This is a genomic window from Paraburkholderia sp. BL10I2N1 (assembly GCF_004361815.1).
Classification (GTDB): domain Bacteria; phylum Pseudomonadota; class Gammaproteobacteria; order Burkholderiales; family Burkholderiaceae; genus Paraburkholderia.
The window spans coordinates 729,300-755,816 of the sequence record NZ_SNWA01000002.1 but is presented as its reverse complement, the minus strand read 5'-3'; the positions used below and the strand labels follow the sequence as shown (position 1 = coordinate 755,816).

The 26,517-nt window shown below is 62.4% G+C and carries 26 protein-coding genes, 1 tRNA gene and 1 pseudogene; 11 read left to right on the top strand and 17 right to left on the bottom strand.

From position 1 onward, the window contains the following. Positions 1 to 180: 180 nt before the first annotated feature. The 7 genes from B0G77_RS43440 to B0G77_RS25390 form a co-directional block, all read right to left on the bottom strand. A complete protein-coding gene (locus tag B0G77_RS43440) occupies positions 181 to 333 on the bottom strand; it encodes a hypothetical protein (RefSeq protein ID WP_166656235.1) in 153 nt (50 codons plus the stop codon). A gap of 139 nt (positions 334 to 472) precedes the next feature. Next, complete coding sequence (locus B0G77_RS25415) at positions 473 to 1,189, bottom strand: PIG-L family deacetylase (protein WP_133664794.1); 717 nt, start codon at positions 1,187 to 1,189, stop codon at positions 473 to 475. Positions 1,190 to 1,240: 51 nt separating this feature from the next. Beyond that, entirely contained in the window at positions 1,241 to 1,831 is a 591-nt protein-coding gene (locus B0G77_RS25410) for a nucleotidyltransferase family protein (protein WP_133664793.1), read from the bottom strand. Between the two features lie 179 nt (positions 1,832 to 2,010). Continuing rightward, entirely contained in the window at positions 2,011 to 4,236 is a 2,226-nt protein-coding gene (locus B0G77_RS25405; RefSeq protein WP_133664792.1) for a xanthine dehydrogenase family protein molybdopterin-binding subunit, read from the bottom strand. Further along, the gene (locus tag B0G77_RS25400) at positions 4,233 to 5,234 is read right to left on the bottom strand and encodes a xanthine dehydrogenase family protein subunit M (protein WP_133664791.1); all 1,002 of its coding nucleotides are present in this window, start codon (positions 5,232 to 5,234) and stop codon (positions 4,233 to 4,235) included. The genes B0G77_RS25405 and B0G77_RS25400 overlap by 4 nt, the downstream gene beginning before the upstream one ends. A gap of 13 nt (positions 5,235 to 5,247) precedes the next feature. Then, positions 5,248 to 5,937, bottom strand: a complete 690-nt coding sequence (locus B0G77_RS25395) for a 2Fe-2S iron-sulfur cluster-binding protein (RefSeq protein ID WP_133664790.1) — start codon at positions 5,935 to 5,937, stop codon at positions 5,248 to 5,250. 510 nt (positions 5,938 to 6,447) lie between these two features. Further along, positions 6,448 to 7,359 carry a LysR family transcriptional regulator gene (locus B0G77_RS25390; protein ID WP_133664789.1) on the bottom strand — a complete coding sequence of 304 codons (912 nt, stop codon included), beginning with the start codon at positions 7,357 to 7,359 and terminating at the stop codon, positions 6,448 to 6,450. A 101-nt stretch (positions 7,360 to 7,460) separates the two neighbouring features. Here B0G77_RS25390 and B0G77_RS25385 point away from each other — a divergent pair, with 101 nt between their 5' ends. Further along, the gene (locus tag B0G77_RS25385) at positions 7,461 to 8,549 is read left to right on the top strand and encodes a medium chain dehydrogenase/reductase family protein (protein WP_133664788.1); all 1,089 of its coding nucleotides are present in this window, start codon (positions 7,461 to 7,463) and stop codon (positions 8,547 to 8,549) included. Between the two features lie 149 nt (positions 8,550 to 8,698). Here B0G77_RS25385 and B0G77_RS25380 read toward each other — a convergent pair whose 3' ends face one another. Further along, positions 8,699 to 9,991, bottom strand: coding sequence for an aspartate carbamoyltransferase (locus tag B0G77_RS25380; protein ID WP_133664787.1), 1,293 nt, complete (start codon positions 9,989 to 9,991; stop codon positions 8,699 to 8,701). A 384-nt stretch (positions 9,992 to 10,375) separates the two neighbouring features. Here B0G77_RS25380 and dapA point away from each other — a divergent pair, with 384 nt between their 5' ends. After that, positions 10,376 to 11,233 carry a 4-hydroxy-tetrahydrodipicolinate synthase gene (gene dapA / locus B0G77_RS25375; protein ID WP_133664786.1) on the top strand — a complete coding sequence of 286 codons (858 nt, stop codon included), beginning with the start codon at positions 10,376 to 10,378 and terminating at the stop codon, positions 11,231 to 11,233. Positions 11,234 to 11,263: 30 nt separating this feature from the next. On the opposite strand, the gene B0G77_RS25370 is transcribed toward dapA, so the two are convergent. The 3 genes from B0G77_RS25370 to B0G77_RS25360 all read right to left on the bottom strand — a co-directional run bounded on the left by B0G77_RS25370 (position 11,264) and on the right by B0G77_RS25360 (position 14,213). Then, positions 11,264 to 12,031 (bottom strand): hypothetical protein, encoded by a 768-nt coding sequence (locus tag B0G77_RS25370; RefSeq protein ID WP_133664785.1) that lies wholly within the window; start codon positions 12,029 to 12,031, stop codon positions 11,264 to 11,266. Between the two features lie 132 nt (positions 12,032 to 12,163). Continuing rightward, the gene (locus tag B0G77_RS25365) at positions 12,164 to 12,598 is read right to left on the bottom strand and encodes a rhodanese-like domain-containing protein (protein ID WP_133664784.1); all 435 of its coding nucleotides are present in this window, start codon (positions 12,596 to 12,598) and stop codon (positions 12,164 to 12,166) included. Between the two features lie 301 nt (positions 12,599 to 12,899). Continuing rightward, complete coding sequence (locus tag B0G77_RS25360) at positions 12,900 to 14,213, bottom strand: Nramp family divalent metal transporter (RefSeq protein ID WP_133664783.1); 1,314 nt, start codon at positions 14,211 to 14,213, stop codon at positions 12,900 to 12,902. A gap of 623 nt (positions 14,214 to 14,836) precedes the next feature. On the opposite strand from B0G77_RS25360, the gene B0G77_RS25355 reads away from it, so the two are divergent. Next, positions 14,837 to 15,316, top strand: a complete 480-nt coding sequence (locus B0G77_RS25355) for a VOC family protein (protein ID WP_133664782.1) — start codon at positions 14,837 to 14,839, stop codon at positions 15,314 to 15,316. 55 nt (positions 15,317 to 15,371) lie between these two features. Continuing rightward, positions 15,372 to 15,677 (top strand): hypothetical protein, encoded by a 306-nt coding sequence (locus B0G77_RS25350; protein WP_133664781.1) that lies wholly within the window; start codon positions 15,372 to 15,374, stop codon positions 15,675 to 15,677. Between the two features lie 103 nt (positions 15,678 to 15,780). Here B0G77_RS25350 and B0G77_RS25345 read toward each other — a convergent pair whose 3' ends face one another. Beyond that, a complete protein-coding gene (locus B0G77_RS25345) occupies positions 15,781 to 16,164 on the bottom strand; it encodes a hypothetical protein (protein ID WP_132459559.1) in 384 nt (127 codons plus the stop codon). A 246-nt stretch (positions 16,165 to 16,410) separates the two neighbouring features. Here B0G77_RS25345 and B0G77_RS25340 point away from each other — a divergent pair, with 246 nt between their 5' ends. The 6 genes from B0G77_RS25340 (at position 16,411) to B0G77_RS25315 (ending at position 21,063) form a co-directional block, all read left to right on the top strand. Then, positions 16,411 to 16,854, top strand: a complete 444-nt coding sequence (locus tag B0G77_RS25340; protein ID WP_133664780.1) for an Hsp20/alpha crystallin family protein — start codon at positions 16,411 to 16,413, stop codon at positions 16,852 to 16,854. A gap of 28 nt (positions 16,855 to 16,882) precedes the next feature. Continuing rightward, entirely contained in the window at positions 16,883 to 17,290 is a 408-nt protein-coding gene (locus B0G77_RS25335) for an Hsp20/alpha crystallin family protein (RefSeq protein ID WP_133664779.1), read from the top strand. A 282-nt stretch (positions 17,291 to 17,572) separates the two neighbouring features. Beyond that, entirely contained in the window at positions 17,573 to 18,136 is a 564-nt protein-coding gene (locus B0G77_RS25330) for an Hsp20/alpha crystallin family protein (RefSeq protein ID WP_133664778.1), read from the top strand. 48 nt (positions 18,137 to 18,184) lie between these two features. Next, a tRNA-Lys gene (locus B0G77_RS25325) sits at positions 18,185 to 18,257 on the top strand. Positions 18,258 to 18,485: 228 nt separating this feature from the next. After that, a complete protein-coding gene (locus tag B0G77_RS25320) occupies positions 18,486 to 19,607 on the top strand; it encodes a sensor histidine kinase (RefSeq protein ID WP_133664777.1) in 1,122 nt (373 codons plus the stop codon). 577 nt (positions 19,608 to 20,184) lie between these two features. Further along, on the top strand, positions 20,185 to 21,063 hold the full coding sequence (locus B0G77_RS25315; RefSeq protein ID WP_243751205.1) for a hypothetical protein: 879 nt from the start codon (positions 20,185 to 20,187) through the stop codon (positions 21,061 to 21,063). Positions 21,064 to 21,375: 312 nt separating this feature from the next. Here B0G77_RS25315 and B0G77_RS25305 read toward each other — a convergent pair whose 3' ends face one another. The 5 genes and pseudogenes from B0G77_RS25305 to B0G77_RS25285 all read right to left on the bottom strand — a co-directional run bounded on the left by B0G77_RS25305 (position 21,376) and on the right by B0G77_RS25285 (position 25,808). Next, a complete protein-coding gene (locus B0G77_RS25305) occupies positions 21,376 to 21,579 on the bottom strand; it encodes a heavy-metal-associated domain-containing protein (protein ID WP_133664774.1) in 204 nt (67 codons plus the stop codon). A gap of 146 nt (positions 21,580 to 21,725) precedes the next feature. Continuing rightward, positions 21,726 to 22,962: pseudogene (locus B0G77_RS25300) on the bottom strand (DUF2252 domain-containing protein). A 257-nt stretch (positions 22,963 to 23,219) separates the two neighbouring features. After that, a complete protein-coding gene (locus B0G77_RS25295) occupies positions 23,220 to 23,831 on the bottom strand; it encodes a hypothetical protein (protein ID WP_133664773.1) in 612 nt (203 codons plus the stop codon). After that, complete coding sequence (locus tag B0G77_RS43880) at positions 23,719 to 24,237, bottom strand: hypothetical protein (RefSeq protein ID WP_208116493.1); 519 nt, start codon at positions 24,235 to 24,237, stop codon at positions 23,719 to 23,721. The genes B0G77_RS25295 and B0G77_RS43880 overlap by 113 nt, the downstream gene beginning before the upstream one ends. Before the next feature lie 155 nt (positions 24,238 to 24,392). Next, on the bottom strand, positions 24,393 to 25,808 hold the full coding sequence (locus B0G77_RS25285) for a DUF1254 domain-containing protein (RefSeq protein ID WP_133664772.1): 1,416 nt from the start codon (positions 25,806 to 25,808) through the stop codon (positions 24,393 to 24,395). A 395-nt stretch (positions 25,809 to 26,203) separates the two neighbouring features. On the opposite strand from B0G77_RS25285, the gene B0G77_RS43435 reads away from it, so the two are divergent. Continuing rightward, the gene (locus B0G77_RS43435) at positions 26,204 to 26,449 is read left to right on the top strand and encodes a hypothetical protein (protein WP_166656268.1); all 246 of its coding nucleotides are present in this window, start codon (positions 26,204 to 26,206) and stop codon (positions 26,447 to 26,449) included. Positions 26,450 to 26,517: the final 68 nt, after the last annotated feature.

Below are 26,517 nucleotides of genomic sequence, written 5' to 3'. Positions count from 1 at the left end.
AAACCCGTAATATTCTGATGAATTGAACGTTCCGATTCGCGGAACACGGGTTGACGCAGGCTTTTGAAAATAGCCCGGTTTCAATGCTTTTTTAGTCTGCCGGAGCGTGGCGGCTGGTCCGCCCGTCACGCGCGCCATGCCGCGCTCGCCGGTCGGTGTCCACGCGCCGCGAACCCCTATTCAGTCGACATCGACGATCGGGTCCTTGTCCGGTGGACCTTCAGGCCGTTGCGGTTCGTCGTTGTGATGGCCGGGCGAAGGCGGTACGAGCGGATCGGCTTCGGGGTCGCGCGTGGGATCGGCAAGCGGATCGGGGATTGGGTTGGTGTGCATGCAGTACGTCATGACGTCACCTCGCGGGTATCTCAATGCCCGTTGATTGCGGTGGCCGGGTCGGCGGCATATTTCTGGGCTGACGTCTTTAGCGTAGACGAAACGCCGCACGCGTGCAGGCGCTTTGTCAGTGTGACGCTCATTTTTTTGTATGCCTGGCCGGCTGGCGCGTCGCGCTGAGCTGCCAGTAACGTTCGGGTGCAAACACGTCCTGGCAGTCTCGCGGTCCGAACGCGCGCAACTGACTCACGTACGCATTGACAGCTTCGCGCTTGATGAGCGCCTGGCGTTGCGGATCGATCGCGTATGGGCCAGCGGGATGCGCCGGCGTCGCAACGATGCCGCGATGCTCGAGATCGGCGAGCCGCGCCTGCATCACGCCGGACACACGCCGGTGAATCGCTTCCTCATAGCCGAACCACGACAGATGCGCGAGGCGCGGCAGGATTTCGCTGCACGCTTCGAAGACTCGCTCGTGATCGGGATGGTTCAGACCGAGCGGCATCAGCAGCGTATTCGCCGTCGAGCCATAGATGATCTCTTCGAGCGCGGCAGCGAGCTTGCTGATCGACGGCGAGTCGAAATACTGGCTATCGCGAAACGGCAGACGGACAGGAATCGCTTCGAGTATGGCGAGCGCGTGGTTGTCTTCGATCGTGCGGGCGTGGACGGCTTCGTGCGCGTTCGCAAATCCGGACTTCGCGTCCCATTCGGTGTGCATTTCATGTTCCGGCGGCGCCGCAAAGACGGTGCACACGGTGGCATCGGGATGGGCCGCCAGCAACGCGCCGCAACTGAACACCGCATCGTTGAAATGAGGGGACACAATAAAGAGGCGCGGACTGGTTTCACTCATGGGTTCGTCATGCGATGGTCACAATCGGACTGCACTGCAGCGGGTGCGTCCTCAGCTCAATCCGTGCAGATCATCCGGGGTGTCCACGTCGCGGAGAATCCCCGGATCGGCGACATCCAACCGCGTGGCTGTATTCCGCCTGAGCAGATCGCGCGCGCCGGTGTCGCCGTCGAGTGCAGCCAGCACGGCGAAATGCACCGCGCCGAAGCCCACCGGGTGCCCGCGCACTCCACGATAGTAAGGCGCGACGAGCGATGCGCCTTCGTCGAGCGCACGCGCCACGGCTTCGATCGTCGACACGGCGATGCGTGGCATGTCCGCCAGCGCGACGATCCAGCTTTCCGCATCCCGGCTTGCTTCGACACCCGCAGCGAGGCTTGCTCCCATACCGCGCTCCGCAGCGACGGAAAACACGACTTCGCAGCCTGCGTCGTTGAGTACGCGGGCAAGTGCTTCCGAACCCGGCCGCACAACGGCCACCACGCGGGGCGTGACCCGCAGCAGGCGATGAGCCGCTTCGTGCGCGACGGCCATGCCATCGGGGAGCAGGGCAAGCAGCTTATTATGGATGCCGTCGGGGTCGAAACGCGACCCGTAGCCGGCGGCAAGCAGGACGCCAGTGGCGGACGACGCATAAGACATGGGGCGGCACCGAAAGAGGGGATGCATTCGATTGTGCGGTGCAACGCCCGGGCAGGCAAGCGTCAATCGCCACGGTGACGTCATGCCGGCCACAAAAAAACGCGGTTGGTGCCCTGCGGACACGACCGCGCGTCAATGCGTTTCAGCGTCGCGGCATCGATCGCGATGCGCACATCGCTTCACGCGGACGTGGAACCCGCCATGATCTTGTCGAGCGTGATCGGCAGATCGCGCACACGTACGCCGGTCGCGTGATACACCGCGTTGGCGATGGCCGCCGCCACGCCCGTAATGCCGATTTCGCCGATTCCCTTCGAGCCGATCGAGTTAATGTGCGGGTCGGCCTCGTCGAGTAAGGTGATGTCGAGCGTGCCGATATCGGCGTTCACCGGCACGTGGTACTCCGCCAGATTCGCGTTGACGAAGCGGCCGTAGCGCGTGTCGAGTTGCGTTTCTTCTTCGAGCGCTGCGCCGATGCCCCAGACGATCCCGCCCATCATCTGGCTGCGCGCGGTTTTTTCGTTCAGGATCCGCCCGACGCCGTACACCGCAACGACCCGGGCGACTCGAATGGTGCCGAGGTCGGCGTCGACATGCACCTGGGCGAACACCGAGCCGAACGAGTGGAGCGAATAGTGTTGCCGCTCGTCGCCAGGTTTGACGCTGGACTGGGCCTCGATCGGCTGGCCGCCGGCCCGCGCGAGGATCGCACCGGCCGGGTCGCGCCGCGACGCATCCTTCACGCTAACCACCCAGCCGTTCGCGACGGTCACTTCTTCGAAGGTCGCGCCGTGCACCGGAGAATCCGGATCGGCGAGCGCCATCGCGACCAGCCTGTTGCGCACCTGCGTAGCGGCATCGCGCACTGCCGGCGCAACACTCGCGACCGATTGCGAGCCGCCCGACCCCGGTGCTGGGGGCAGGGTCGAATCGCCAAGCGCGAAGCGGATGTTGTCGGGCGAAAAGCCGAGCGCATCGGCGGCGACCTGTGTCATGACGGTGTACGTGCCGGTGCCGATATCCTGTGTGCCGGAGGCGACCATCGCCGTGCCATCCGGCAGGATGCGAGCGATTGCCGCCGCCGGGCTGCGGTTCGCCGGATAGGTTGCGGTGGCCATGCCAAGGCCGATCAGCGTGTTGCCTGAGCGCATCGAGCGCGGCGTCGCCGTGCGTCGCGACCAGCCGAACTTCTCCGCGCCGACGCGGTAGCACTCGCGCAACGACTTGCTCGACCATGGCTTGCCGTCCTGGGGATCGACCTGGGCGTAGTTCTTCAGACGCAACGCGATCGGGTCCATCTTCAGCGCCCACGCGAGTTCATCCATGGCGGATTCCTGCGCGAACGACCCGGTTGCTTCGCCTGGTGCCCGGGTAAAGGTTGGCGTGCCGACGTTCAGCGGCACGAGCCGGTGCGTCGTCGCCTGATTCGGCACGGCGTACAGCATGCGCGTGACCATTGCGCAGGTCTCCGTCCAGTCTTCGATCATTGACGTGCTGGCGAATGTGTCGTGGCGCATGCCGGTCAGCGTGCCGTCCGCGCGCGCGGCGATCGCGAAGTGTTGCTCGGTGCGTGGCCTTGCGCCGACCGGCCCGAACATCTGCGGCCGTTCGAGCGCGAGGCGCACCGGCCTGCCGGTCTGCTTCGCCGCCATCGCGCACAGCGCCACATGCGACCACGACGAGCCCTTGCAGCCGAACCCGCCGCCGATGAACGGCGAGATCACGTGAACATCGTCGGCGGGTATGCCGAACGTCTTCGACACGGCATTTTTCGCGCCGCTGACCCCTTGCGTCGAGTCGTACAGCGTGAGCCTGGGGCCGTCCCAGATTGCCAGCGTCGCATGGGGCTCCATCGGGTTGTGATGCTCGATCGGCGTCGTATAGACTGCGTCGATGGGCGTCGTGCCGCTCGCAAGCCCCGCTTCGATGTCGCCGCGCTGCGTGTCGGTCTGCCGGCCTTGCGGTCGGTCTGGTGCATGCGCGCTGCCCCTGGCGAGCGTGAAATCGAGCGTCGCCGGCGCGCCTTGCCAGGTGATGCGCAACTGGCGGGCGGCATCGGTGGCCTGTTCAAGTGTCTCCGCGACCACGACCGCGACCGGCTCGTTACTGTAGTGGACCTGGTTGTCCTGCAACAGCGTCAGATGACGCCCGGCCGGCGGCGCAAGTGCGGGGCGTCCGCCGTTCGGCAGTCTCATTGCGTTCTGATACGTCATCACGAGCAGCACGCCGGGCAGCGACTGGGCGCGCGCCGTATCGATTGACGCGATGCTCCCGCTCGCGAACGTGCTGGTGACCAGCACGGCATGCGCCAGTCTCGCGGCTGGAAATTCGGCGGCGTAGCGCGCTTCGCCGGTGACCTTGAGCAGACCATCGGTACGGTCGAGCGGCTGACCAATCATGTTCATGCGAAGCCTCCTGGTTCGCCTGCAGCCTGCTTGAGGGCACGCACGATGGCGCGCTGCGCGAGTTGCACCTTGAACGCGTTGTCGCGCTGTGGATGCGCGTCGCGCAAAGCGGCGGCTGCGGCGGAGTGCAGCGTTGCATCGGTGAGCGGCGCGCCGGTGAGCATCTGTTCGGCGACACTCGCGCGCCACGGCTTGTGCGCCACGCCTCCCAGCGCGATACGCACGTTCTTCACCGTGTTGCCGTCGAGCTGCAACGCCGCCGCGACCGAGACGAGCGCAAACGCATAGCTCGCGCGGTCGCGCACCTTCAGGTAGTGCGCGTGTTCGCTAAAGAGCGGCGGCGGCAGATCGACCGATGTAATAAGTTCGCCGGGCTGCAATGTCGTGTCGAGATCGGGACGCTCGCCTGGCAGACGATGGAACGCCGCAAACGGAATCACCCGTTCGCCGCGCGGACCGCTCACGCGCACCGTGGCATCGAGTGCCGCGAGCGCCACGCTCATATCCGATGGATTCACGGCGATGCATTGGCTGCTCGCGCCGAGGATGGCGTGCATGCGCGTATGGCCATCTATTGCAGCGCATCCGCTGCCGGGCTGACGCTTGTTGCACTGAACGAAAGCGACGTCGTAGAAGTAGTGGCAACGCGTGCGCTGCATCAGGTTGCCGCCGACGGTGGCCATGTTGCGCAGTTGCGCCGATGCGCCCGCAAGCAAAGCCTGTGTCAGCAGCGGATAGCGTTCGCGCACATACGGATGATTCGCGGCATCGCTGTTGCGCACCAGTGCGCCGATGCGAAGGCTGCCGTCGGGCAATGACCCGATCGTATCGAGACCGCGGATATGGGTGACGTCGACGAGTCTGAGGGGGCGCGCGATACCGCCTTTCATCAGGTCGAGCAGGTTCGTGCCGCCGCCGATGAATACGGTGCCTGGCTGCTGTGCGGCACGCACCGCGCCTGCGACATCGCTGGCTCGTTCGTAGGAGATCGCTTCCATGGGCTGATCCTCCTCAGGCCGTGCCTTCGTTCACCGCACGCACCGCGGCGACGATGTTCGAATACGCGCCGCAGCGGCACAGGTTGCCGCTCATGCGTTCGCGGATCTCTTCGTCCGAGAGTTGCGCAGGACGCGTTCGCACATCAGCGGTGACGGTGCTTGCCGTGCCCGCCTTGAACTCGCCAAGCATGGCGGTCGCAGAACAGAGCTGGCCGGGTGTGCAGTAGCCGCACTGAAACGCATCGTGTTTGACGAATGCCTGCTGCAGCGGGTTCAACGTGCCGTTGCGAGCAAGTCCTTCGACGGTGGTGATGGCCTCGCCCTCATGCATGACGGCGAGCGTCAGACACGAGTTGATGCGCCGTCCGTCGACCAGTACCGTGCACGCGCCGCATTGCCCGCGGTCGCAGCCTTTTTTCGTGCCCATCAGTCCGGCATATTCGCGCAGGGCATCGAGCAGCGTGACGCGTGGCTCGAGATGCAGCGCGTACTCGCGTCCGTTGATGTTCAGAGCGACAGGGCGCGGCGGCACTGGCGCTCGCGGGGCCGCAGGCGCCGCTGCGACGGCGGGCTGCTGCGCATGCAGGTGAGGTGTTGCGCCGGCTGTCGCTGCCGCTGCGGCGGATTGCAGAAAGCGTCGACGCGAGACGTTAGGAGAGGCGGATCCCTGGTGCGGATCCCTGGAGTCGGAATTCCTGGGCATGACGATCTGCTTGCTCCATGAAAGGTCGACGCAGACTCGCGATACAAGGACGGGCTGCTTCGAAGGGACGTCAGTTCATTCAGCAATTCAGGTGCCACCGGGTCTTGCGCATGGCAAAGCTTGTTGCGAACGCGGCACATGTGAAAAGCGCCGGGACCACGCATGGCAAACGACAGAAAAAACGGGCAACACGCGTTTCAACAATGCACATTGCGCTTAACAACGAAAAAAGTAAAGACGCGTTCTAAAGGATTTTTATTGGAAAGGGACCCGTATTGGACTGCTAAAGACTCGCATATATGACAGGTATTTCAAATACCTGTCAGACACAACTTCTATGCGTTTTGCACTGTAAAACAAGGCTCGTTCACGCATCTTCGTTGCAACGGCATCGATATTTATGGCGTTCGTCTTGAGCGCGGCATATCGAGTTGATGGCATTTGGCAGGGTGGCCATTTGTAACCAGCCGTTATTATTTCGCCCGACAATGGTAACCAGCGCGAAGGTCTTTAGAATGCCGCTATTTCTGTCAGCATTTCGCGTAACCAGATGATCGCTGGATCGGTCTGGTTGCGCGGATGCCAGCCCGCGAAAAGCGAAAAGCCGCGCGCTTCGAATGGCAGATCGAACAGGTCGAGGCGGTCGGCGTAGCGGGCGGCCAGCCGCGCGGGCAGTGTCGCAACATAGTCGGTCTGCGTGATCAGCTCGGGTACCAGCGTGGAGTGCTGCACCGACAGCACGACGCGCCGCTCGCGTCCCAAGACTTCGAGATGCTCGTCCATGAAGCCGTAGAAACTGCCGCCGCTCGTGGAAACGAGTACATGGTCGAGCGCGCAATAGGCATCGAGATCGAGTGGTCCGGTGCCGCGCGGATGCCCTTTGCGCTGCACGAAGACGAAGTGTTCGTCGTACAGCTTCCGGGCTTTGATGGTCGGCGGCATCATCCGTTCTGAGCCGAGCAGCAGATCGACCTCGCCGCGTTCGAGTCGGCTTGCCACCGTCGGTTGATCGACGAGTGCGAACGCGATTTGCACGCCGCGCCCCGCGATCTTCGACAGCCGTTCCATCAGTCGCAGGCCCAGCACCGCCATCGAGTTGTCGTGCGCCGCGACAATGAAGCGTCGCGAGTCGCTGCGTGGATCGAAGCTCGGCTGATGGCGAACCACCGCTTCGAGATTTTTCAATGCCGCGTGAAGCGGTTCCATGAGTTCAAGCGCTCGCGCGCTGCGCGTCATGCCGCGCCCGGTTTCGGCGGGAATCAGCAACGGGTCGCCGAAGATCGCGCGCAGCCTCGCGAGCTGCGTCGATACGGCCGGCTGCGTGAGATGCAGCCGCGCGGCAGCGCGCGTCACGTTGGATTCGCTCAGCAGCGCGTCGAGCGAGACGAGCAGGTTCAGGTCGATACCACGCAGATCAATCATGTTGATACGTCGTGTATGAGCAATTGATTTGAAGGATAGGTTGGTGGAGCCTACAGTACAACCCGTCGGTCCCATCAATCGAACGACTGGAGAAATCAGTGATGAAAGCCTGGCTACTCGATCAACCCGGCACGCCGCTCGCACTGCGCGAGATTCCTGAACCGGCGCCACGCCGCGGCGCCGTTCTGGTCAGGATGGAGGCGGTGCCGCTCCTGAGCTACACGCGCAACTGGCTGGAGGGCAAGCTGCCGTACGCTTTGCCGCCGGGACCGTTCTCACCGGGGACCAACGGCGTGGGGCGCGTGGAGGCGGTGGGCGAAGGCGTGCTGGCATTTCGCGCCGGGCAGCGCGTCGCCGTGAACCCGCACTGGATCGCCAACGAAACGACGCGCGAGCCGGAACAGGCGCTGATCGGCCTGACCGGCATCAGCGCCGGCAGCGCGCCGATGCTCGCCGATTTCCCGCACGGCACGTGGCGCGAGCTGGCCGAGTTTCCGGCGTCGACACTGATCTCGCTCGATGGGCTCGATGGAATTTCGTCTGAACGCCTCGCGGTGCTCGGCAAATTCGCCGTGCCGTTCGGCGGCTTGCGGCGCGGTCGGCTGACGGCGGGCGAAACCGTGGTGATCAATGGAGCGAGTGGCTATTTCGGCTCGGCGGCGGTGCTCGTTGCGCTGGCAACCGGCGCGAGCAGGGTGATCGCGCTGGGCCGCAGGCTCGAACCGCTGCAAACGCTGGTCGAGTTGGGGCGGGGCCGTGTCGTGCCGGTTCTGCTGACCGGCGACGGCGCCGCCGATGTCGCGGCGATCCGCTCGGCATCTGGCGGTGGCGCGGATCTCGCGTTCGATATGGTCGGCGAGGCCGGCGATCCGAACGCGACGCTCGCGGCGCTTCGCAGCCTGCGCCGCAACGGGCGGCTGGTGCTGATGGGCAGCATGCAGGTCGATCTGCCGGTGCCGTACGGCGAGATGTTGCGGAACAACTGGGAGTTGATCGGCCACTTCATGTACACGGGCGCCGACTATCTCGCGCTGGTCGCACTGGTGAACTCGAAACAGTTGTCGCTCGAACCGGTTGAACTGAAGTCGTACCCGTTTGCCGACCTCGAAGCGGCCATTGACGAAGCGGGCCGCATGCAGGGTCTGCAATGCACGGTGGCAGCAGCGAACGCGGCGAACGCCTGGGGCTGATACGCGCGAGTGCCGGCAGGGAATGACGCGATCACTGCTTTTGACCGCCAGTTCGAGATCGTTGCCCAGTGCGTCGCCGCGAGTCGAAGGGATGCCTCGCCTCAGTTACCGATGGCTCCGTCGACGCTTGAGCGACGTTCGGCCGACGCTCAATCGATTCCGTGAAACACCGCGTCGTCCGGACCGAGATACGTCGGCGGACGCCATGCGGCGTCGCGCATCGAATGCTGGACCAGCTTCTCGACACCCAGCAGCACCGCGAAAATCGCCATGCGCACGGGGATGCCGTTATCGGTCTGACGGAAAATCGCGAGCCGCGGATCGTGGTTCAGGTCGACGCTCAGATCGTTCGCGCCGGGCCGGCTGTCGCGCGGCAGCGGGTGCATGATCAGCGTGTCCGCGCCGCATACCGTATCGACCAGGGCCTGATTGATCTGGAAATCGGGCGTGTATCCTTCAAACGACTCGTCGGTGAAGCGCTCCTTCTGGATGCGCGTCGCGTAGACGACGTCCGCCCCACGCAGGCCGGCCGTGAGGTCGTGGGTCTGTTCGATGACGTGCCCGTTGCGCGAAATCTGCTCGAGGATATAGGACGGCATTTCGAGCATCGGCGGCGAGACCAGCGTGAACTTGATGCCGCGATAGAGCGCCAGCAGCTTGACGAGCGAATGCACGGTGCGGCCGTATTTCAGGTCGCCGACGAGCACAATATGCGCGCCGTCGACGATCTTGCCGAGGCGCGAGAATTCGCGCTGGATCGTGTACAGGTCAAGCAGCGCCTGGCTCGGGTGCTCGCCGGGGCCGTCGCCGCCGTTGATCACCGGAATATTGGTCGCGCGCGCGAATTCGGCGACCGAGCCCTGCTCGGGATGGCGGATCACCAGCGCATCGACGTAACCGCTCATGACGCGGCTCGTGTCGTAGATCGACTCGCCCTTGGCCATCGACGAAAACGTGAAGCCGGTCGTGTCGCACACCGAGCCGCCCAGCCGGCAGAACGCCGCACCGAAACTCACGCGCGTGCGGGTGCTGGCCTCGAAGAACAGGTTGCCGAGCACCGCGCCTTCCAGCACGCGGGAGATTTTCCGGCGCCGCGCGATGGGCTGCATGATGTCCGCGACGCGAAAGAGCGCTTCGACGGAGTCGCGCGAGAATTGATCAACGGAAAGCAGTTGCGGCCGGCCTTCGAACAGGATCTGGCTTGCCAGCGACTGGGAATCTACGCTTTGCGTATAGTTTTCGCTGGGCGCGCCGTTGACGACGATCTCGGACACGAAACGCTCGACGATTTCGGGCATGGCGCGCGATTCCTGCGAATCGTCGGGCAGGAGCCAGGTGTCGAGCGCCCGCCGGGAGACGCCAATGCGGCTCGCGAAGGTTTCGCGGGTCATGTTCAGGCGACGCATGGCGTCGCGTAGGAAGGCTTGTTGCGGAACGCTCATGCGGGTCACCCGTCGGTGGTGGTTAAGGCTGGTTGATATACGCTGTGCGTATATTAGTTTGATGGTGGGAGAAGTCAAGCATTTTTGCGACAGGCAGACTCCGCCGCGCATGAGTCCCTTTGCAGGATGGGGCTAAGGCCGGTTACACTGCGATCCATGCAAACCAGCCAGATCTTCCGTCTTCGTGCGACACGCATCGCTTTTGCGAGCGTCGTGTCCACCTGCGCGGTCGCTGGCGCGAAAGCCAAAAAACAGTTGCTCATCTGACCGGAGCCTGCTGTTCCGTCAGATGTGCGACGGAACAGTCAGTCAAGGCCCGCCTTCGACGTACCTTCCCCCCGCACTGCTGAACGGAATCGATACGGTCACGTTCGAGGTATTCTCATGTCGATTTTTTCAGGGATCTGGATTCCACTCGTCACGCCGTTCGCAAACGGCGCGGTCGATCACGATGCGTTGCGCGCGCTGATCGAAGGGTATGCGAAGGCGGGCGTGTCGGGTTTCGTCGCGCTCGGGACGACCGGCGAACCGGCCGCGCTCGAGGCGTCCGAACAGGACGCCGTGCTCGCAACGACGCTGGCGGCGGCCGGCGATCTGCCCGTACTCGCGGGCGTGTCGGGCAACCACGCGGCGAGCCTGCGCGAGCGCGTCGCGCAGCTCAACGAACAGCCGGTGGCCGGTGTGCTGATTTCCGCGCCGTACTACATCCGGCCCTCGCAGGCGGGGCTGATCGATCATTTCTCGTCGCTTGCCGATCTGAGCCAGAAGCCCGTCGTGATTTACGACATCCCTGCGCGCACCGGCGTTCGTATCGAACTCGACAGCCTGCTGACGCTCGCTGCGCATCCGCGCGTTCAGGCCGTCAAGGACTGTTCCGGTTCGCCCGATACGACACTCGCGCTGATCCTCGACGGCCGGCTGCGCGTGCTGGCCGGCAACGATAGCGAGATCTTCACGACGCTTTGCATGGGCGGCGCCGGTGCGATCGCTGCATCGGCCCATGTGTGCACGGAGCGCTTTGTCGCACTGTATCGTGCGCTGGCGGCAGGCAGGCTCGACGAAGGGCGCTCGCTTTGGCATGCACTCGCGCCGCTCGTCAGCGCGATGTTCGCGGAGCCGAATCCGGGGCCCGTGAAGGCGGCGCTGGCGGCGCAAGGCAGAATCGAAAACGAACTGCGCGCGCCCATGACGCGCGCGTCCGAAGCGTTGCGTCTGCGCCTGAAGCCGCTTGCAGCGGCGTGAGCGGCGAGGCTGGATGCCTGCTGTGCGCGGCTACATCATGCCGACGCCCATACCGCCGCTGCCGGGGTTGCCTGTGCCGCCTGTGCCGCCTGTCGAAGTGGGTGGCACCGGCAGTGCCTGCGCGGTACCTGCTGTGATCATCAGCGAGACCGCGGCGGGATCGGGCTGGCCGTTGCTGTCGATCGCGCCGGCTTTTTTGAGCGCAACGAGATCGCTATCGACGCCTGGCTGCCCGGCTGTGAAAGCCGTCGTCAGAAAGCTCGGCGCCGACAGCGTCAGCGCATAGCGCTGCTGCAGGTTCGAGACGACGGCAAACTGGGCGTTCAGGACATCGGTCGTGTTCGCCAGCACCTGCTGAAACCGCGCGTTGGCGGGGAGGGCAGCGATGAGTCCGGTTTCAGTCGTGCCAAGCTGTGCGGCGAGAAAGGTGAGCAGCAGGTCGGTCTCTGGTGTCGTGTTGAACGTACCACCCGCGAATGCAAGCGAATGCAGCGTAATGCCGTTGGCCGTCGCCGAAATGAGGCAGGGTGGAGTGCCCGTCACCGTGAGGCTGTAGTTGCCGTTCGCGTCGGCGGTGGCGCTTGCCGTGCCAGGCGAGCAGCTGACGCTCATCGCCGCACCGTTGAGCGCCACGCCGGTTGCGGCGGTGCCCGACATCGTGAGCGTCGGCATCGGGTTGCTTCCTCCGCCACCGCCACCGCCACCGCCACCGCCACCGCACGCTATCAGCGCCGACAGCGAGGCGATGCAAAGCAGAGCGGATACCGGACGAATGAGATGCGCGCCGTGAGCGTTCATGACAGCCTGCCGTTGGTCGATGAGCCGAGCGGGACCGCACCCTGCGGTTTTGGCCGCCTGCAGCCCGCATCACTACCCGATATAAACGACCGGCATCGCCTGTCTATTCCGCAGCGCGTGAGACACCTGCGTTTATGTCCCGACGACCGGCGCCGCCTCAGGCATCTCCGGCCTGGCCAGTTCAAACCCTTCGTCGAGCCAGCCTGTCACCCCGCCGATCATGATCTTGACGGACCGCCCGAGTTGCGCAAGACGGATCGCGCCGCGCGTCGCGCCATTGCAGTGCGGACCCGCGCAATAGGTGACGAACAGCGTGTCAAGCGGCCATGCGGCCAGCTTCGATTCGATGATCTTGCCGTGCGGCAGGTTGATCGCGCCCGGTACATGTCCCTGTGCATACTGAGCTGGGCTTCTGACGTCGAGCAGAATGAATCCCGTGCGTCCCTCGCCTGCCGACGACAGCGCATCATGGACATCCCAGCAATCCGTCTCGAACTGCAGCGTCGACTGGAAGTGAGCCAGCGCGACGGCGCTGTCGGCGGCGGGAACGGCGGTGACGTGAGACATGGCAGGAATCCTGTATTTAGTGTGGAGTTAATCTGGTGTCTTTAGACAAAAGAAGCGGAAAGTGACCGACGCCGCTCGCGCACCAAACCCTGGTGGACTTTAGCCCCCTTTATCCTGGATGCCGGTGGCTATGTTTGACATTTGAATGCACAAGACGCGGCAGATGTCGTTGTTCTTAGGATTTTGTAGAGATGTTTCGCGGACGTGAACCGGTCACTCTATAAGCCATTTCGCGCAGGTCGGCAAGCCATTTGGGATTGTGCCGATGCAGAGAAGTTTGCCCGACGGGGAGGGACCGCCCTCATCCAGCTGCCGGCAATCCCGGTATCGCAACGCCAAACGTCTGCAGCAAGAGGATCGCGTTGAGGACCAGAATCGTAGCGGTCCCGAGAATTGCCGTGACGGATACAAGCCCGCTATTGGCGAACGTGCCCATGATGTCGCGCCTGCTGGTAAAGATGACGAGGGCAATCATCGGCACCGGCAGCGCGAAGCTCAATACTACCTGGCTGTAGACAAGCGCATCGGTTGCATTGACCCCGAGCGCCACGACGATGAACGCAGGCACCATCGTCACAAGACGGCGTAGCCAGACAGGAAAACGAAAGCCCACGAAACCCTGCATGATCATTTGCCCCGCCATTGTTCCGACCACCGAACTGGAAACGCCTGAGGCCAGCAGCGAAACCAGGAAGACTCCGGCCGCGCCGGCGCCGAGCAACGGCGTCAACGTGTGATACGCCGTTTCGATCTCGGCTACTTCGGGATGGCCCGCGTGAAATGCGCCGGAAGCCATGATGACCATCGCCATGTTGACCAGACCCGCCAGCGTCAGCGCGATGACGACCTCGCGATTCGAGAACTGCACCAGCCTGCGGCGTGCAGCATCGGTGCGCGCGGGCGCGCGATTTTGCGTCAGGCCCGAGTGCAGATAGATGGCGTGAGGCATCACCGTGGCACCGAATATACCGACAGCCACATCTAGCGCGCCGGAACCCGGCAGTTGGGGAACAAACGTTCCGCGCACGGCGGCTCCCCACGATACGTGGACAATCAGCAGTTCGACCACATAGGACAGGGCAATGGCGCCGACAAGACCGCCGATGATCAGTTCGATCGGGCGGAACCCCTGCTTCTCGGCCATCAGGATCGCGTACGTAATGAGACCCGTCACCGCCATGCCGACGAGCAGGGGCAGATGAAACAGCAGCGCAAGGCCGATGGCAGCGCCCAGAAACTCGGCGAGATCCGTCGCCATTGCCGCGATCTCGCTGATTCCCCACATCGCATAGACCACCGGCGTCGAAAAATGCGCTCGGGACATTTCGGCGAGATTGCGGTTCGTGACAATGCCAAGGCGTGCCGAAAGAGCCTGAAATAGCATGGCGATGACATTGGCGGCCAGCACTACCCAGAGCAGCGAATACCCGTACCGGGCGCCGGCCTGAAGGTTCGTCGCGAAATTGCCCGGGTCCATGTACGCAATGGAAGCAACGACAGCCGGGCCGGCAAACAGCAGCGTGGAGCGGACGCCCGCGCTGCGTCCTGCCAGCACCTCGCCGATGGCCAGCGTAGTTCGTTCGGTCATCCCCAGGTTCGCGGCTGGCGTACTCATTGCGGGAATCCTCTCGCTTGAAACAGACTGTCAGGTGCCATGAGGCAGCAAGGGCCAGGCGTTGGTTGGTGCAGGTCAGACGGCAATCGATGCCGACTGTTTCGCTATCTGTTTGCATGATGCGGGGACAAAGCGGAAAAGAACAATTGATCCTTATCATCGCGTCGATAAAGAAACCACACTGGTAAACAACGCAATTCGATAGCACTCGCGGCTGCGTCGGCATTGTCCATTTCTCCTTCGGCAGAGCCGTCCGCCAGAGCCAATACGTCCGTTACGATCGCCGCCTTGCGTTTCGCGGATACGCTATCGGGTCGCGGAAGCTGACATTCGAATAACATCGTCGACGGCGTTGTGCGATCGTCTGCACGGACGCCCCCGAAAAAGAACGGCCATTGCACCGTGGAAGCAGCCGTAGCAGCGGCGTCGGTCCGTTGGGCAGAAGCGGGTCGTCGGCTAGTCGCGATCCACCACCTGTTTCGCCGATGTTTCGCGATTCGCGCTTTTCGAACGCAACAGCCAGGCTATTATCGACGGTCAATGCCAACCGTCTCGGTGGCGTGGGCGTCAGGTTGCTGCCCTCAAAGCCAGTTGACTGCGTGTGCTTCTGAAAGGAGATTGCGATGACTGAGTTCGTAACATGCCTGTGGTTCGACGAAGGTAGAGCGCGCGAGGCGGCCGAGTTTTACGCCGTCACCTTTCCCGACAGCCGTGTCGATGCAGGTCATGTATCCCCTATACCGGGCATTGGGCAGGGTCCGGAGTTGACGGTCGAGTTCACCGTGCTCGGCCGGCGCTTTGTAGGGCTGAACGGTGGGCCCAATTTCAAGGCGAATGAGGCGGTAAGTTTCATGGTCCAGACGGATAGCCAGGAAGAGACCGACCGATATTGGAACGCGATTGTTGGCAATGGCGGAGAGGAAGCGCCTTGCGGCTGGTGCAAGGATCGCTGGGGTTTTTCGTGGCAGATCACGCCCAGGCGGCTGCTCGAGCTCGTCAACGGGTCCGATCGTGATGCCGCAAGGCGTGCGATGGACGCGATGATGAAAATGAAGAAGATCGATACAAGCGCGATAGAGCGCGCAGCGACGGCAGCTGATTAACACACAGACGCGGCGGTTCGGCCAGTCAATCGATGTTGCTGTCCGCGAGGCCTTGATGATGCTGCTACTGCGTCAACGATCGAATGATCGCAGCGCCCGGAAGCGCGACGCCGCGCAGCATACGCGCCTTTGCAGATTCCGCTGCGGCGTAGTCGGTAAGCCTTGGCCTGCGTTGAAAAGGACACCGATCGGCCACGAAGGGACACTCGCCGACGCGGGCTACATCGTCGACAATCGCCATTATTTTGATGCATGCGTACGACTCATCGGTAGTGTCGCGGTTTTCCTGAAGCCGATTGATCGAATTCCGGCGGCGAACAATCTGCCTTCGAATACACTACAACTCCTCATTACATCGTAGCAAAGGCGGCGCCGCCGCCGTCCGCCCTGGTAGGCAGGCGACTGCGCGGCAGGCGCGGAGTTCTGCCCTTGCCGATCATCCGCACCTTGCCTGCCGCGACGCGTCACTGGATTGGCGGCACCACGCCGAGCTTTTCAGCCAGCATCCGTTCGTAGACACCAAAGTGCAGATCGACCTCTTCCTGGGTGACGACGGTCACTAAAATATTGATCTGCGCGGGCTGCAGGCCCAAGACCGTCGCGATCGCCGCTTCGAGCTGCGGCGCGCATAGCCGGTCGTCGGCGAACGTGGTGCCGACAGCAATCTCGTAAGCGGACTCCTGCCGGAACACCACTTCAACCAGCCGCGCCCGGGCGCTCATGTTGCTGTCGATCGCCAGCCGGATGACTTCGACCGCCGTGCGCATCGTCTCGGTCGGGAAACCCTTCGCTGAACGCAACCGGATACGGTGGCGCCCAAGAGTAAGCCAATCGTATTCGAATTCCATGGTGTCCTCGCAGGGTGTTGCAGGGTGTCACAAACATAGGGGTGGGCAATCCGAATTCAAGAACAAAAAGTTGCCATCGCCCCTTGAAATTTCCGTTTCCAGTCCTATCTTAAATATCGCTCGGGCAGTCGCGCTGGGAGATTTTGGCGCGCTGCGTGTTTCGATTTGTTTGCCGGCAGCATGGCGGACGGACTGGAGCGCGTAGGCCGGTTCGTCTTCCTGCTGGTTTGAAGGAGGAAAACGACCATGAGTGATCTCTATTCCGGGACCGACCTTTTCAGCGAGTTCGACCGTCTGCAACGGCAGATGGCGAGCCTGTTCGGCGGCTTCCCCTCCAGCATCCGTTCCGGGCGCTTCGGCGCATTCCCCCAGGTCAACATTGGTTCGACTGACGACTCGATTGAGATCGTCGCGTTCGCGCCGGGTATCGATCCGGCGAACCTCGACGTATCCATCGACAAAGGGCTGTTGACCATTAGCGGCGAACGCAGGACCGCACAGCCGGACGCGGCTGGCGACGACACGCGTACCTATGCGCAGGAGCGGTTCGTCGGCTCTTTCCGGCGCGTCATTGAACTGCCGCAGAATGCGGACCCCGATAAGGTCACGGCGCAGTACACCAATGGTTGCCTGACCGTGAGCATCGGCAAGCGGGAGACGTCCAAGCCGCGTGCCATTACGGTTCAATGAAACCCGTCGCAGAACTGAGGAGGACATCATGAACGACACGACAGAACTTGCCAGGAAAGATGAAACGGCGGTGGCCCGCGGCGAAGGCGACCAGTCACAACGCCGGATCACGCTAACGCCTCCCGTGGACATCTTCGAGGATAGCCAGGGCGTCACCCTGTGGGCGGATCTGCCCGGCGTTACAAAGGACCGGCTCGATGTGAAGGTACACGATGGCAACCTGTACATCGAGGCCGAGGCGGTGGTGCCCACGCCGGCGGGGCTGCGCCTGCAGCACGCGGAGATCCGCCAGCCTCATTTCGCGCGGGCGTTCGCTCTTGGGGCTGACTTCGACGCAACGAAAATTGACGCAAACCTGAAGGACGGCGTGCTGAAGCTGACGATACCGCGCCGCGACGAAGCCCGTCCGCGCCGGATCGAGGTGCGGACGGACTGAAGTCGGCAGGTGGGCAGCAACGACAGGGAGAAAACCGGTGGCGGTCGTCTGGCCGCCACCTTCGACTGCGGAGGCCCGGATGCGGAACGTCACACATGAATGCTGGCGCGGATGCACGCTCAACATACGGGCGGTGCCGGTACGTGAGCTCAGGACGCGCCGCGGATCGCGAGGCGGCCGTGGCGGCGTTCCGCAGACGCAGTCCGGAATGTCGAGGGCTGTCGCGGCTTCAGCGCAATGGCCGGAATCCGGTTCTCCGGCCGGACCGTAGAGGAGGATACGATGAACACGGACCCGAAAAAGTGGAATCCCTTCAAGTTCCTACGCGGGGCGGCCCGCAAGTCCGATGCGGACAGCCCGGAAAGCCCCCCGGCGAACGAACAGTGGCGTGCCCCGTGGCCTGACATTCCGCGGCTGTTCTCACGCGAACCGTGGCGTGCTGTGGAAGAGTTCTTCCATGACCCGTTTGCAGGCCGCGGCGCGCTCGAACGATGGTTTGGCGACTTCAGTTCATCGCGCTTCCAGCCGCGCATCGACGTCGTCGACGAAGGGAAGGTGTTGCGCGTGACCGCCGAACTGCCCGGGATGGAGCGCGAAGACCTGAATGTGAGCGTCGAGGATGGGGCGATCGTGTTGCGCGGCGAGAAGAAACAGGACGTGCGCAGCGAGGAAGACGGCTGCTACCGGCTCGAGCGCGCCTATGGAAACTTCGTGCGCACGATCCCGATGCCGGAAAACGCCGACCCCGATCACGCCCTGGCAAAGTTCGACAACGGTGTGCTCACGTTGACCGTGCCAAAATCGGAGCCGGCGCGATCCACGAGTCGCACGATCGATATCGGCTAGGGCAAACCGGCGAGAAGTGCCCTGGTCGCGGCGGACATCGGGCGAGCCGGGCCGTTAGCTCAGCTGGTAGAGCAGCGGACTTTTAATCCGTTGGTCACTGGTTCGAATCCAGTATGGCCTACCCAGTCGGCATGCTTGAGTCGGACTTTGCACGCGCGACAGGACTGCATGCCCGGTGTCCGGTCAGGGGTGCCGGATGAGCGCATCGGCTCGAGCCCGGCTGGTCGGCGATGGGGCCGGAAAGTAGCCACTCGAAGCAGCGTAAACCCGACGGGGTTGTATCACGAATTCCCGCGTAGGATAAATTCGGCAGAAATGTCCCGTTGACCCTTTTTCTGCAGGAGCAGGCATGCGACTCGCTGATTTCATCTTACGAAACATGGAATCCATTGTGGCGCAGTGGGAGGAATTTGCAGCCACCCTGTTTCCAGCTGCAGCCGGCATGGAATCGCCAGCCTTACGTGACCACGCGCAGCAGATTCTGGAAGCGGTGGCCAAGGATTTGCGGACTTCACAGACCCGGGACGCGCAACACCAAAAATCATGGGGGCGAGCCCCTATACCGGTTGACGCCCCGGAGACAGCCGCGCAAACGCATGCCATTCTGCGCGCGCGAGGCGGCTTCAACATCAGGCAGCTGGCCCCCGAGTACCGCGCGCTGCGTGCAAGTGTGCTTCGTTTATGGATGGATGACTGCCAGCCCGACGGGCCTCATCTGGATGACGTCATCCGCTTCAATGAGGCCATCGATCAGGCGCTCGCCGAATCGGTCGACTTTTTCAGCGAGCAGGTCGAACAGGCCCGCAATCTGTTCCTTGGGATGCTCGGACACGACATGCGCAGCCCGCTTCAGACGATTCAGGTAACGGCCTCCTATCTCGCCGCCCTGAATGCGGGGGAGCGCGTATCGGGAGCTGCGGCGCGTCTGATACGAAGCGGTGCCCGCATGCAGTCGCTTCTTGATGACCTGTGCGATTACAATCGGACCAGGCTGGGCCTCGGCATCAACGTCACTCCCGCCCGCGTTAATCTGGCGGACGTGTTCGCCGATGAGTTAGACCAGCTGCGCGCAGTTCAGCCAGACAGGCAGATCGATCTGGAGTTGCACGGCAACGCTCAGGGCATGTGGGACGGCCAGCGTCTGCAGCAATTGCTTGCCAATCTGGTTCTGAATGCGATCAAGTACGGAGCGCCGGACTCGCCGGTGCACGTGGTGGTGACTGGCGACGAGGCCGAGGTTCGGGTCGAGGTCAGGAACAGCGGACCCGCCATCGAGAGGTCGTTACTGGAGCGCATCTTTGATCCCCTCCAGCGCGGTCCGGATCGTGAGAATGGACGAGACGGCAAGGGCAGTCTCGGACTCGGTTTGTATATCGCCAGCGAAATCGCCAAGGCCCATCACGGTACGATCGAAGCGCGCTCTGACGAGACAGAAACTGCGTTCACGGTACGTCTGCCGCGCAGTACGTAGGTAGTAAGTGATGTCCGTGCCGCGACGCGCACGCAACGAGGTCTGTGGATGTCCGCTTTCCCTGAAGATCGACGGCCGCTTCGGGTCGAGTCCGGAACTTCGGGCCCGATCGACCTATAGGTCCGTCAGCGGGTGATGTACTTCCGGGTTAGGCCACGAGCCGTCGTTCGCCATAGCCGTCACCTTGCCATTCCAGCGGCGGCTCCACTCAAACAACGGGCCTTCACCTTCGAATAGCATTCGGGCGGTCAGGCCACAGCGGTCTTCGGTCCCTCAAGGCGTCAATGGCTGGTATGGGTTCCTCGGCTGACGATGGCCGACCAGTCCGGGCGGACGGCCGCTTTGAACGTCGCCGAGCGGCAGTGCACGGGTTTATCGGTCTATCCCGGCGTACTGCGAGACAGCGGCGATTACGGATGTACAAACCACGCCGCCTCCTGCAAGAATGCCAAGGCAATCAGCGCGCCACGATCCGATCGACGCCCGGCGCCCCGCATCCTGAGCCAAAAGTAGGAGGACGTCCATGGGCAGGCTTGCCAGATCACCAACAGGCAACCGGAGAGCGCGACAATGGTTGATGGCCACGATGCTGGCGGTGTTCTGCTGCCTGTGCCAGAGCGCCTTCGCGCAAGCGGCCGACAACGCGGCGAGCCTGCGCGACAAATACCAGAGTCTGACGCAGCAGCTCGCGCTCAACCAGTTCCAGCGACCGCTGTACCTCGAATCGCAGGAGTTGCCCTCGGCACTCAAAGGCGATATTTACGGCGTGGTCAACTATCCGTTCGCGACAGTCAGCGGCACGCTCAACGACCCGACTCAGGGCCCGGCCAACTGGTGCGACGTGCTGATCCTGCACCTGAACATCAAGTACTGCCATGCATCGACGAGCGCCAGCGGTACGGCCCTCACGGTGAACATCGGCAAGAAGACAGAGGAATCGCTTTCCTCGTCCTACCGCGTGCAATTCAACTATCGCACGGCAGCGAGCAGCCCGGATTATCTTCGTGTGGAGCTCTCCGCGGCCACGGGTCCGCTGAGCACAAAAGATTACCGTATCGTGCTGGAGGCGATACCCGTGGACGATAGTCGCACCTTTATCCATCTGACCTACGCCTACGGTTACGGCACGGCGGGACGGCTTGCGATGAAAGCCTATCTGGCAACGATCGGCAGGGACAAGGTTGGCTTTTCCTCCACGCCCGATCTGCCGGCGGACGAGACGCAGTACATCGGCGGCGTGCGCGGTCTGGTGGAACGCAATACCATGCGCTATTACCTCGCCATCGATGCCTATCTGGGTGCGCTTTCCAGCCCTCCCAACGCCCGCCTCGACGAACGCCTCGCTGCCTGGTTCGATGCGACCGAGCAGTATCCGCGCCAATTGCACGAGGTCAGCCGCGCCGACTATATGCAAATGAAGCACAACGAGTATCAACGTCAGCAGACCGCCCAGTAGGTCGCGCAGCAGACGGGCGTCACTGGTCCGATCGTCTGGCCTGCAGCGTCGTTGAAATCGCAAACAGTTTCACCCCCCTTGCCACCGCGTCCGGGGAGCATTTGATCCCGCGCCTTTCCCGGCCGAGATGATCTCCTGTCTCCTTGAGGCTCAATCCTTCGGCAAAAAGACGCGTCGCACAGGCGTGGCGTAATGCGTGCGGTCCGCGACGGGCGACCTCGACTAACAAAATGCGTTTTGCACCGTCGCCAGCAGATGATGCAGCAGGCGAGCTTGAGGAAGGCCGCCTGCCGCTCATCGTGCCGCAGGCGGTCATGCCCCGGTTTTCTCGACCGGGTGAAAACCCGCCGCTTGGATCGCAGCCAGCAGACTCCCGGGCGCTGCGCCTGAGTTGATTTTCACGTTCCGGGTGGCGACATCGCTGTCCACTTTCGCGCCGCTATCCAGATTCGTTACCGCGCGCGTTACCGCAGCTGCACATCCGCCGCATGTCATGTCGTTGATCTGCAGTTCCATATGCTTCTCCTTGGGTGGTCAGTCGGGAGCCTTTAGCTTCGACGTTCCCACGGTGGCAAGGTCAAGCGTCAAATGACTCAGGACGCGATAGCGTGACGACGGCAAGCTGAACCCGGCTGCGCTGGCAGCAGGCTCGCACCAGCGCGTCAAACGCTGAAATCGGCCGCCATATCCTCATCGGTGCGTGCTTCCAGTTTGCCCGACCGGCATGCGCGAAGAAAGGCGTCGTAGTCTTTCTCGTTCTGCTTCGAACAGGCAAGCGAGTAATGCACGAGTGCCTCTGCGAACTGGTCGCCTTTTCCCATGTAGCTCGCCAGTTCTACCGCTTTGCCGCTGGCTTTCGCATGGGCACGTGCCAGGACCCACGCGCACACTCGCGCATACCCCTCCAGCATGGTCGTATCGAAGAGTTCGATAGAGGCGGATACTTTCATGTCGCGAAGTTGCCGAAGGTAGAAGTGACGGCTTTGGGGGCCAGTCGTCCAACCGAGAAATATGTCGCTGGCCGCCTGCATCAAACGCTGCCCGACTACCACACGCTGCCCTTCGTGCCCCGGCCCGGGAGCGTTGAAATACTGGGCGACCACCGATGCGCGCGCTTCCTTGATCTGCAGGAAGAGGGGCTTTCCCCAGCTGTCGATCAGAAGCATCACGAGGCAGAACGTCCCGACACTGCCCACACCGACAACCTTGAACGCAATGTCCTCTACGGCAAATTTGGAGAGCAGTTCGCGACGGTCAGGCGCGAGCGTGTCGAGGTATTCTTGCCACGACTTGTGGAGCTTCTTCTTCCAGGCGTCCGTTTCGGCCCAGTCGCTTTGAGCGCCGAGGAGTGAGTTCGGGCCGGCCGGGTGAAAGAGCGCGGGCGGCGCGTCGCGCATGATCCATCGGCCATCCTGCTCGACTGCCATCTTGCTGAGTACGCTCTCGTGCGTCCGGCCGGCCGCCTTCCATGCCCTTGCGGACCAGACGCCGACCTTCGGGGGTGACTGCCGATTCGATCATCCCTTCGAACGTAATGCGCTCGTACCAGAGTTCGAGTACGCTGCACTCCGCATACTGGGCGATGCGGTCGCGATAACTGTTGACGACGGCCATCACCAGATCGCTTGCGACGCCACGACCGACGCCCATGTGCTGCGCGGCGATGGCGAAACTTGCCGCAAGCCGCTTGATGTCCCATTCCCATGGGCCGATTGTGACCTCGTCGAAGTCGTTCAGGTCGAAGACAAGTTGACGCTCCGGCGTGGCGAACCCGCCGAAGTTCATCAGGTGGGCGTCCCCGCAGATAGACGAGACGATGCCGGTGTTCGGTGTCCCGCTCAGGTCATGCGCCTGAAGAATGGCGCTGCCGCGAAAAAAGGCGAACGGCGAAACCGCCATCCGGCCGTAACGCAACGGGACGAGCGCCTCGACCCGTCCCTGGCTGCTACGTTGCAACAGTTCGACGGGGTCGCGATCGACGTTGCCTACTTCGCGATGCTCCGAGCGCTTCGTACGCTCGCGTGCTTTCTGGCCTGCCGCCCGTTTATCTTCGATACTTTCCAGGTCAGCCATCGCAGTGCTCCTGAAGGGTGTGGCGTTGGATCGAAAGGACGATCATCGGCAGGGTGGCAGCTATCGGAACCACAGGTGCGCTGTTACTTGACATCCGCGCCATCCCGCGAAACCTGCGCGGCGGCGGCAGCGACAAAGACGGCTCGTACCGAGTCGCCCACCTTCAGGTGATCGAGCGACACGTCCGGCGCAACATCGAGCACCTCAGTGCGGGTTGGTCCTCGTAGCGTGACCTGACGATGTTTGCGATCGATCTTCTGCACGGTCGCCAGTACTTCGACCCGGCGAGCGGTAGCGACCACACCGCCTGAGGCAGGCACAGCGGTTTCGGTGTCGATGCGTTCGCGAATGCCGCTTGTCGCGACCCTATCGACGCCGATGAGAATTGCGTTCTTGTAGGCGATGTCCACCACATCGCCAATTTGCAACTTCTTCACGTCCGCGACTTCCGGGTTCACCTCGATGACCGCGATGTTCCCGCGCGGCCCGCGTAGCGTCACGCTGTTCGAATCCGGCTCGATACCAATGACACGCGCCTGAACGTGGGCTAGCGCAGCCGCGCCGATGACCAGTCGACCCTGATCAGGGTTGGCATTCTGAGCCATCGCCGGACACGCGGAAGCGACCAGAAGCGCGAGCGCCGCCTTGATTGCGGTCGCACGATGCAGGCTCGATTTCGATGGGTTGCACGTCATGGAAGACTCCTTTTTGTGGCTGCGTTGCCGGCACCGGAAAATGCGTTGCCACGTGCGCATAGACGCGAGCCCGCTCGGTATCGACAATCAACCGTTGCTGCTTCATCGTCGCGTTGTGGTAACGCGGGTCTCCTACGACAGCGGTGTACTCGTCCAGTCGATGTTTCCTGAATCGCTGGAAGAATTCAGGTCCGGGCAGACCGTTGTCGCGCGCGAGCAGCACGCCGTAGTCGGCCTGCTGACAGTCGGAGAGATGTTCAAGCACAGACGCGAGCGCGGCGTGCCTGGCGGCGAGGGGTATCGTGTGCGGGAAGATCGAGTGAAAGCGGGTATAAGGCAGTACGCGCCTGTTTCTGGCCGCGTGCAATAGCAACCGGGTCAGATGCGTAGTCAGACTGGTATCCATCGGCTTTCTCCAGCGTGTTCCTTGCGCGCGGACCCTGGCGCCACGCGCCGCCTACCTGCAGGTAGAGGGCGTGTCGCCCGGACCAGGCCGCGGACAAGGCAGTTCGGGGTGTTCACAGGATTGCCCCTCAGGTTTGGTTCACGGCAGCCATGCGTTCATTGCTTTTGCGGCGCCGGAAATTTCCACGATCCATCGAACACCGTCGCATCGGGCCCATAAATCCGGGCGATCACAATGTATGGGCCGTCGGGAGCGGGAAGCCAGTTCGATTCCTCGTCCTTGCCAGGCGACGCATGCTGGACGTAGATGTCCAGCGAACCGTCGTCGTTGTATTGGAGGCCTTTGGTCCGGTCACCGATCGAATAGCGATGAATCGGGTTGGTCACGAGGTGCCGGCCGGGCAGGTCGTACATCGTCATTGACCAGAAGAACTTCGCAGGAGGGAGGTCCTTTTTGTCGAAATGAATCACGTAGGGCTGAGAGCCCAGCAACTGCTGATGATCGGCATCGACACGTGTGCCGACATACACGGTCTCGTTCTTCGTGTTGCCGTAGATGCCCATCGCCGCGGCGACCGCGCGCTTCATGTAGTCGCCGTTCAGGTCCTCGCGCGAGCCGAAGAGGTCGAATGAGCTTGTTGTGTGCTTTTCCGCTTCGGCAAGCGCGGCCTTGGCATCGTCTATGCCCGCTTCGATGGCGTCTCGCGTATCCGGCGGCAAGCTTGACGCATCGAAGTGCCTGCCTGGGCCAATGCCGATCTTCGCGAAGTGCTGCATCAAGTCGACTTCCGACGGGGCAGTCGGTTGGGTGAATTGCAGCAGGAAATTGAGGTATGCAATGAAGTCGATCGATGTTGCCTTTGCTTCATTCCATTTGGGGAACGTCAGCCTTGGCGCTGCCGGCGGCGGCGCGCCATGCTCAAAGGCAGACAGTGGCGTCAGCCTGTAGCCCTTCTGAATCGCCTGTACGTTCTTGACGTCCGACGGACCGTTCAACGCAGTGCGCCCGAGCGTCAGGACGAAATCCGTCTCCGAGCGGAAGACCTGGTCGATGCCCCTGGGTGTCTTGCCTTTCCAGTTTGGGCCGGCGAACAGGTAGTGGCCTGCACGTTCACCCGTCGTACGCGAGCCGACATACGCAAAGTTGTAGGTGAAGAGGTCGATCCACTGGAACACGTAATAGCGTCTGTCCTTGATAGCCGGAACCGAGAGTACCCATGGCTCGCTTCGCAAGTCGAGCCAGGCCCACGAGTAAGGTGTGTCATTGTTGGGCGTAACGATTTCCCTGTTCTCCGGACCATATGGCCGGGAGTAATTCCGCAACTTGCCGAAGCCACCCACCCAGGTTCGCGCTTTTGTGTCAACGGCTTGCTGGTACATCGTCTTGTAGTTGAAGAGCATGGGATACGCGTAGACGAAGGCGTCCTTCGCAATGCTGCGTGCCTCGTCCGGAGAAACCGTGACGCCTTCCGCTTCGGAAGATCCCGTGGTCTGCGCCTGCACGGGCGGTAGCGTCAGCAACGAAAGTCCCAGGACAAGTGCTCCTGCTCGAACGACTGTCCGAAGGTTCATGGTTCCCGCCTCTGTGGGTCTGTCCGTTACTATCCGAGGGTTATGTTCAGGCGGGCAAAAATCTGCCATCTGGATACGCCATCCCCAGATTGTGCGACCGAATACGGCGGTTCGACGAACGTGTTGAAGATGATCGGACCAGCGTTCCATGCCTTACCGTCACCGGGACCGACCGGCAGGTCATCGTTGCCGCGCTGAAGTTCGAAGGTTCAGATTCCGGTCGAGCGGAGATACGAGCCATCGGGAAGATTGAAGATGCCGAACGGGGTGTCATCCGGAAGATCTGTGGCGCGGGTACGAGACCGTTTAGCCCGGGCGGCACGGTGGGGCGCAGCAGGAAATCCTTCGTGCGAGCACTTGCGCCGAACAGACTCGGCGCGAAATAGTTCTGCAAATTGAGTGAAGTTGCCGGATTCAGCGGGTTGTCACTCCTGTTCGCGTCCTCAGCCGCACTTTGCGCCCATGAAGCGGTATTTGAATTGCAGAAAAAAGCAGGGGCTAATACATTTAATAATTTTAAAAGGTCTCTTAACATCGTATTCCCCGCGCATTATAAAAAGACCAATGCCGCTCCTCGAGCAAAATGGCTGTTCGGAAAAATCAACGCGAAAAGCCGCCTTGTTTGGAACGTGACGATTTAAGCCAGCCGTGGCCGATCAGTGACCGGTCGCATGCGGCAAAGCACTGCAAGCAAGGATGCTGCGTTAAA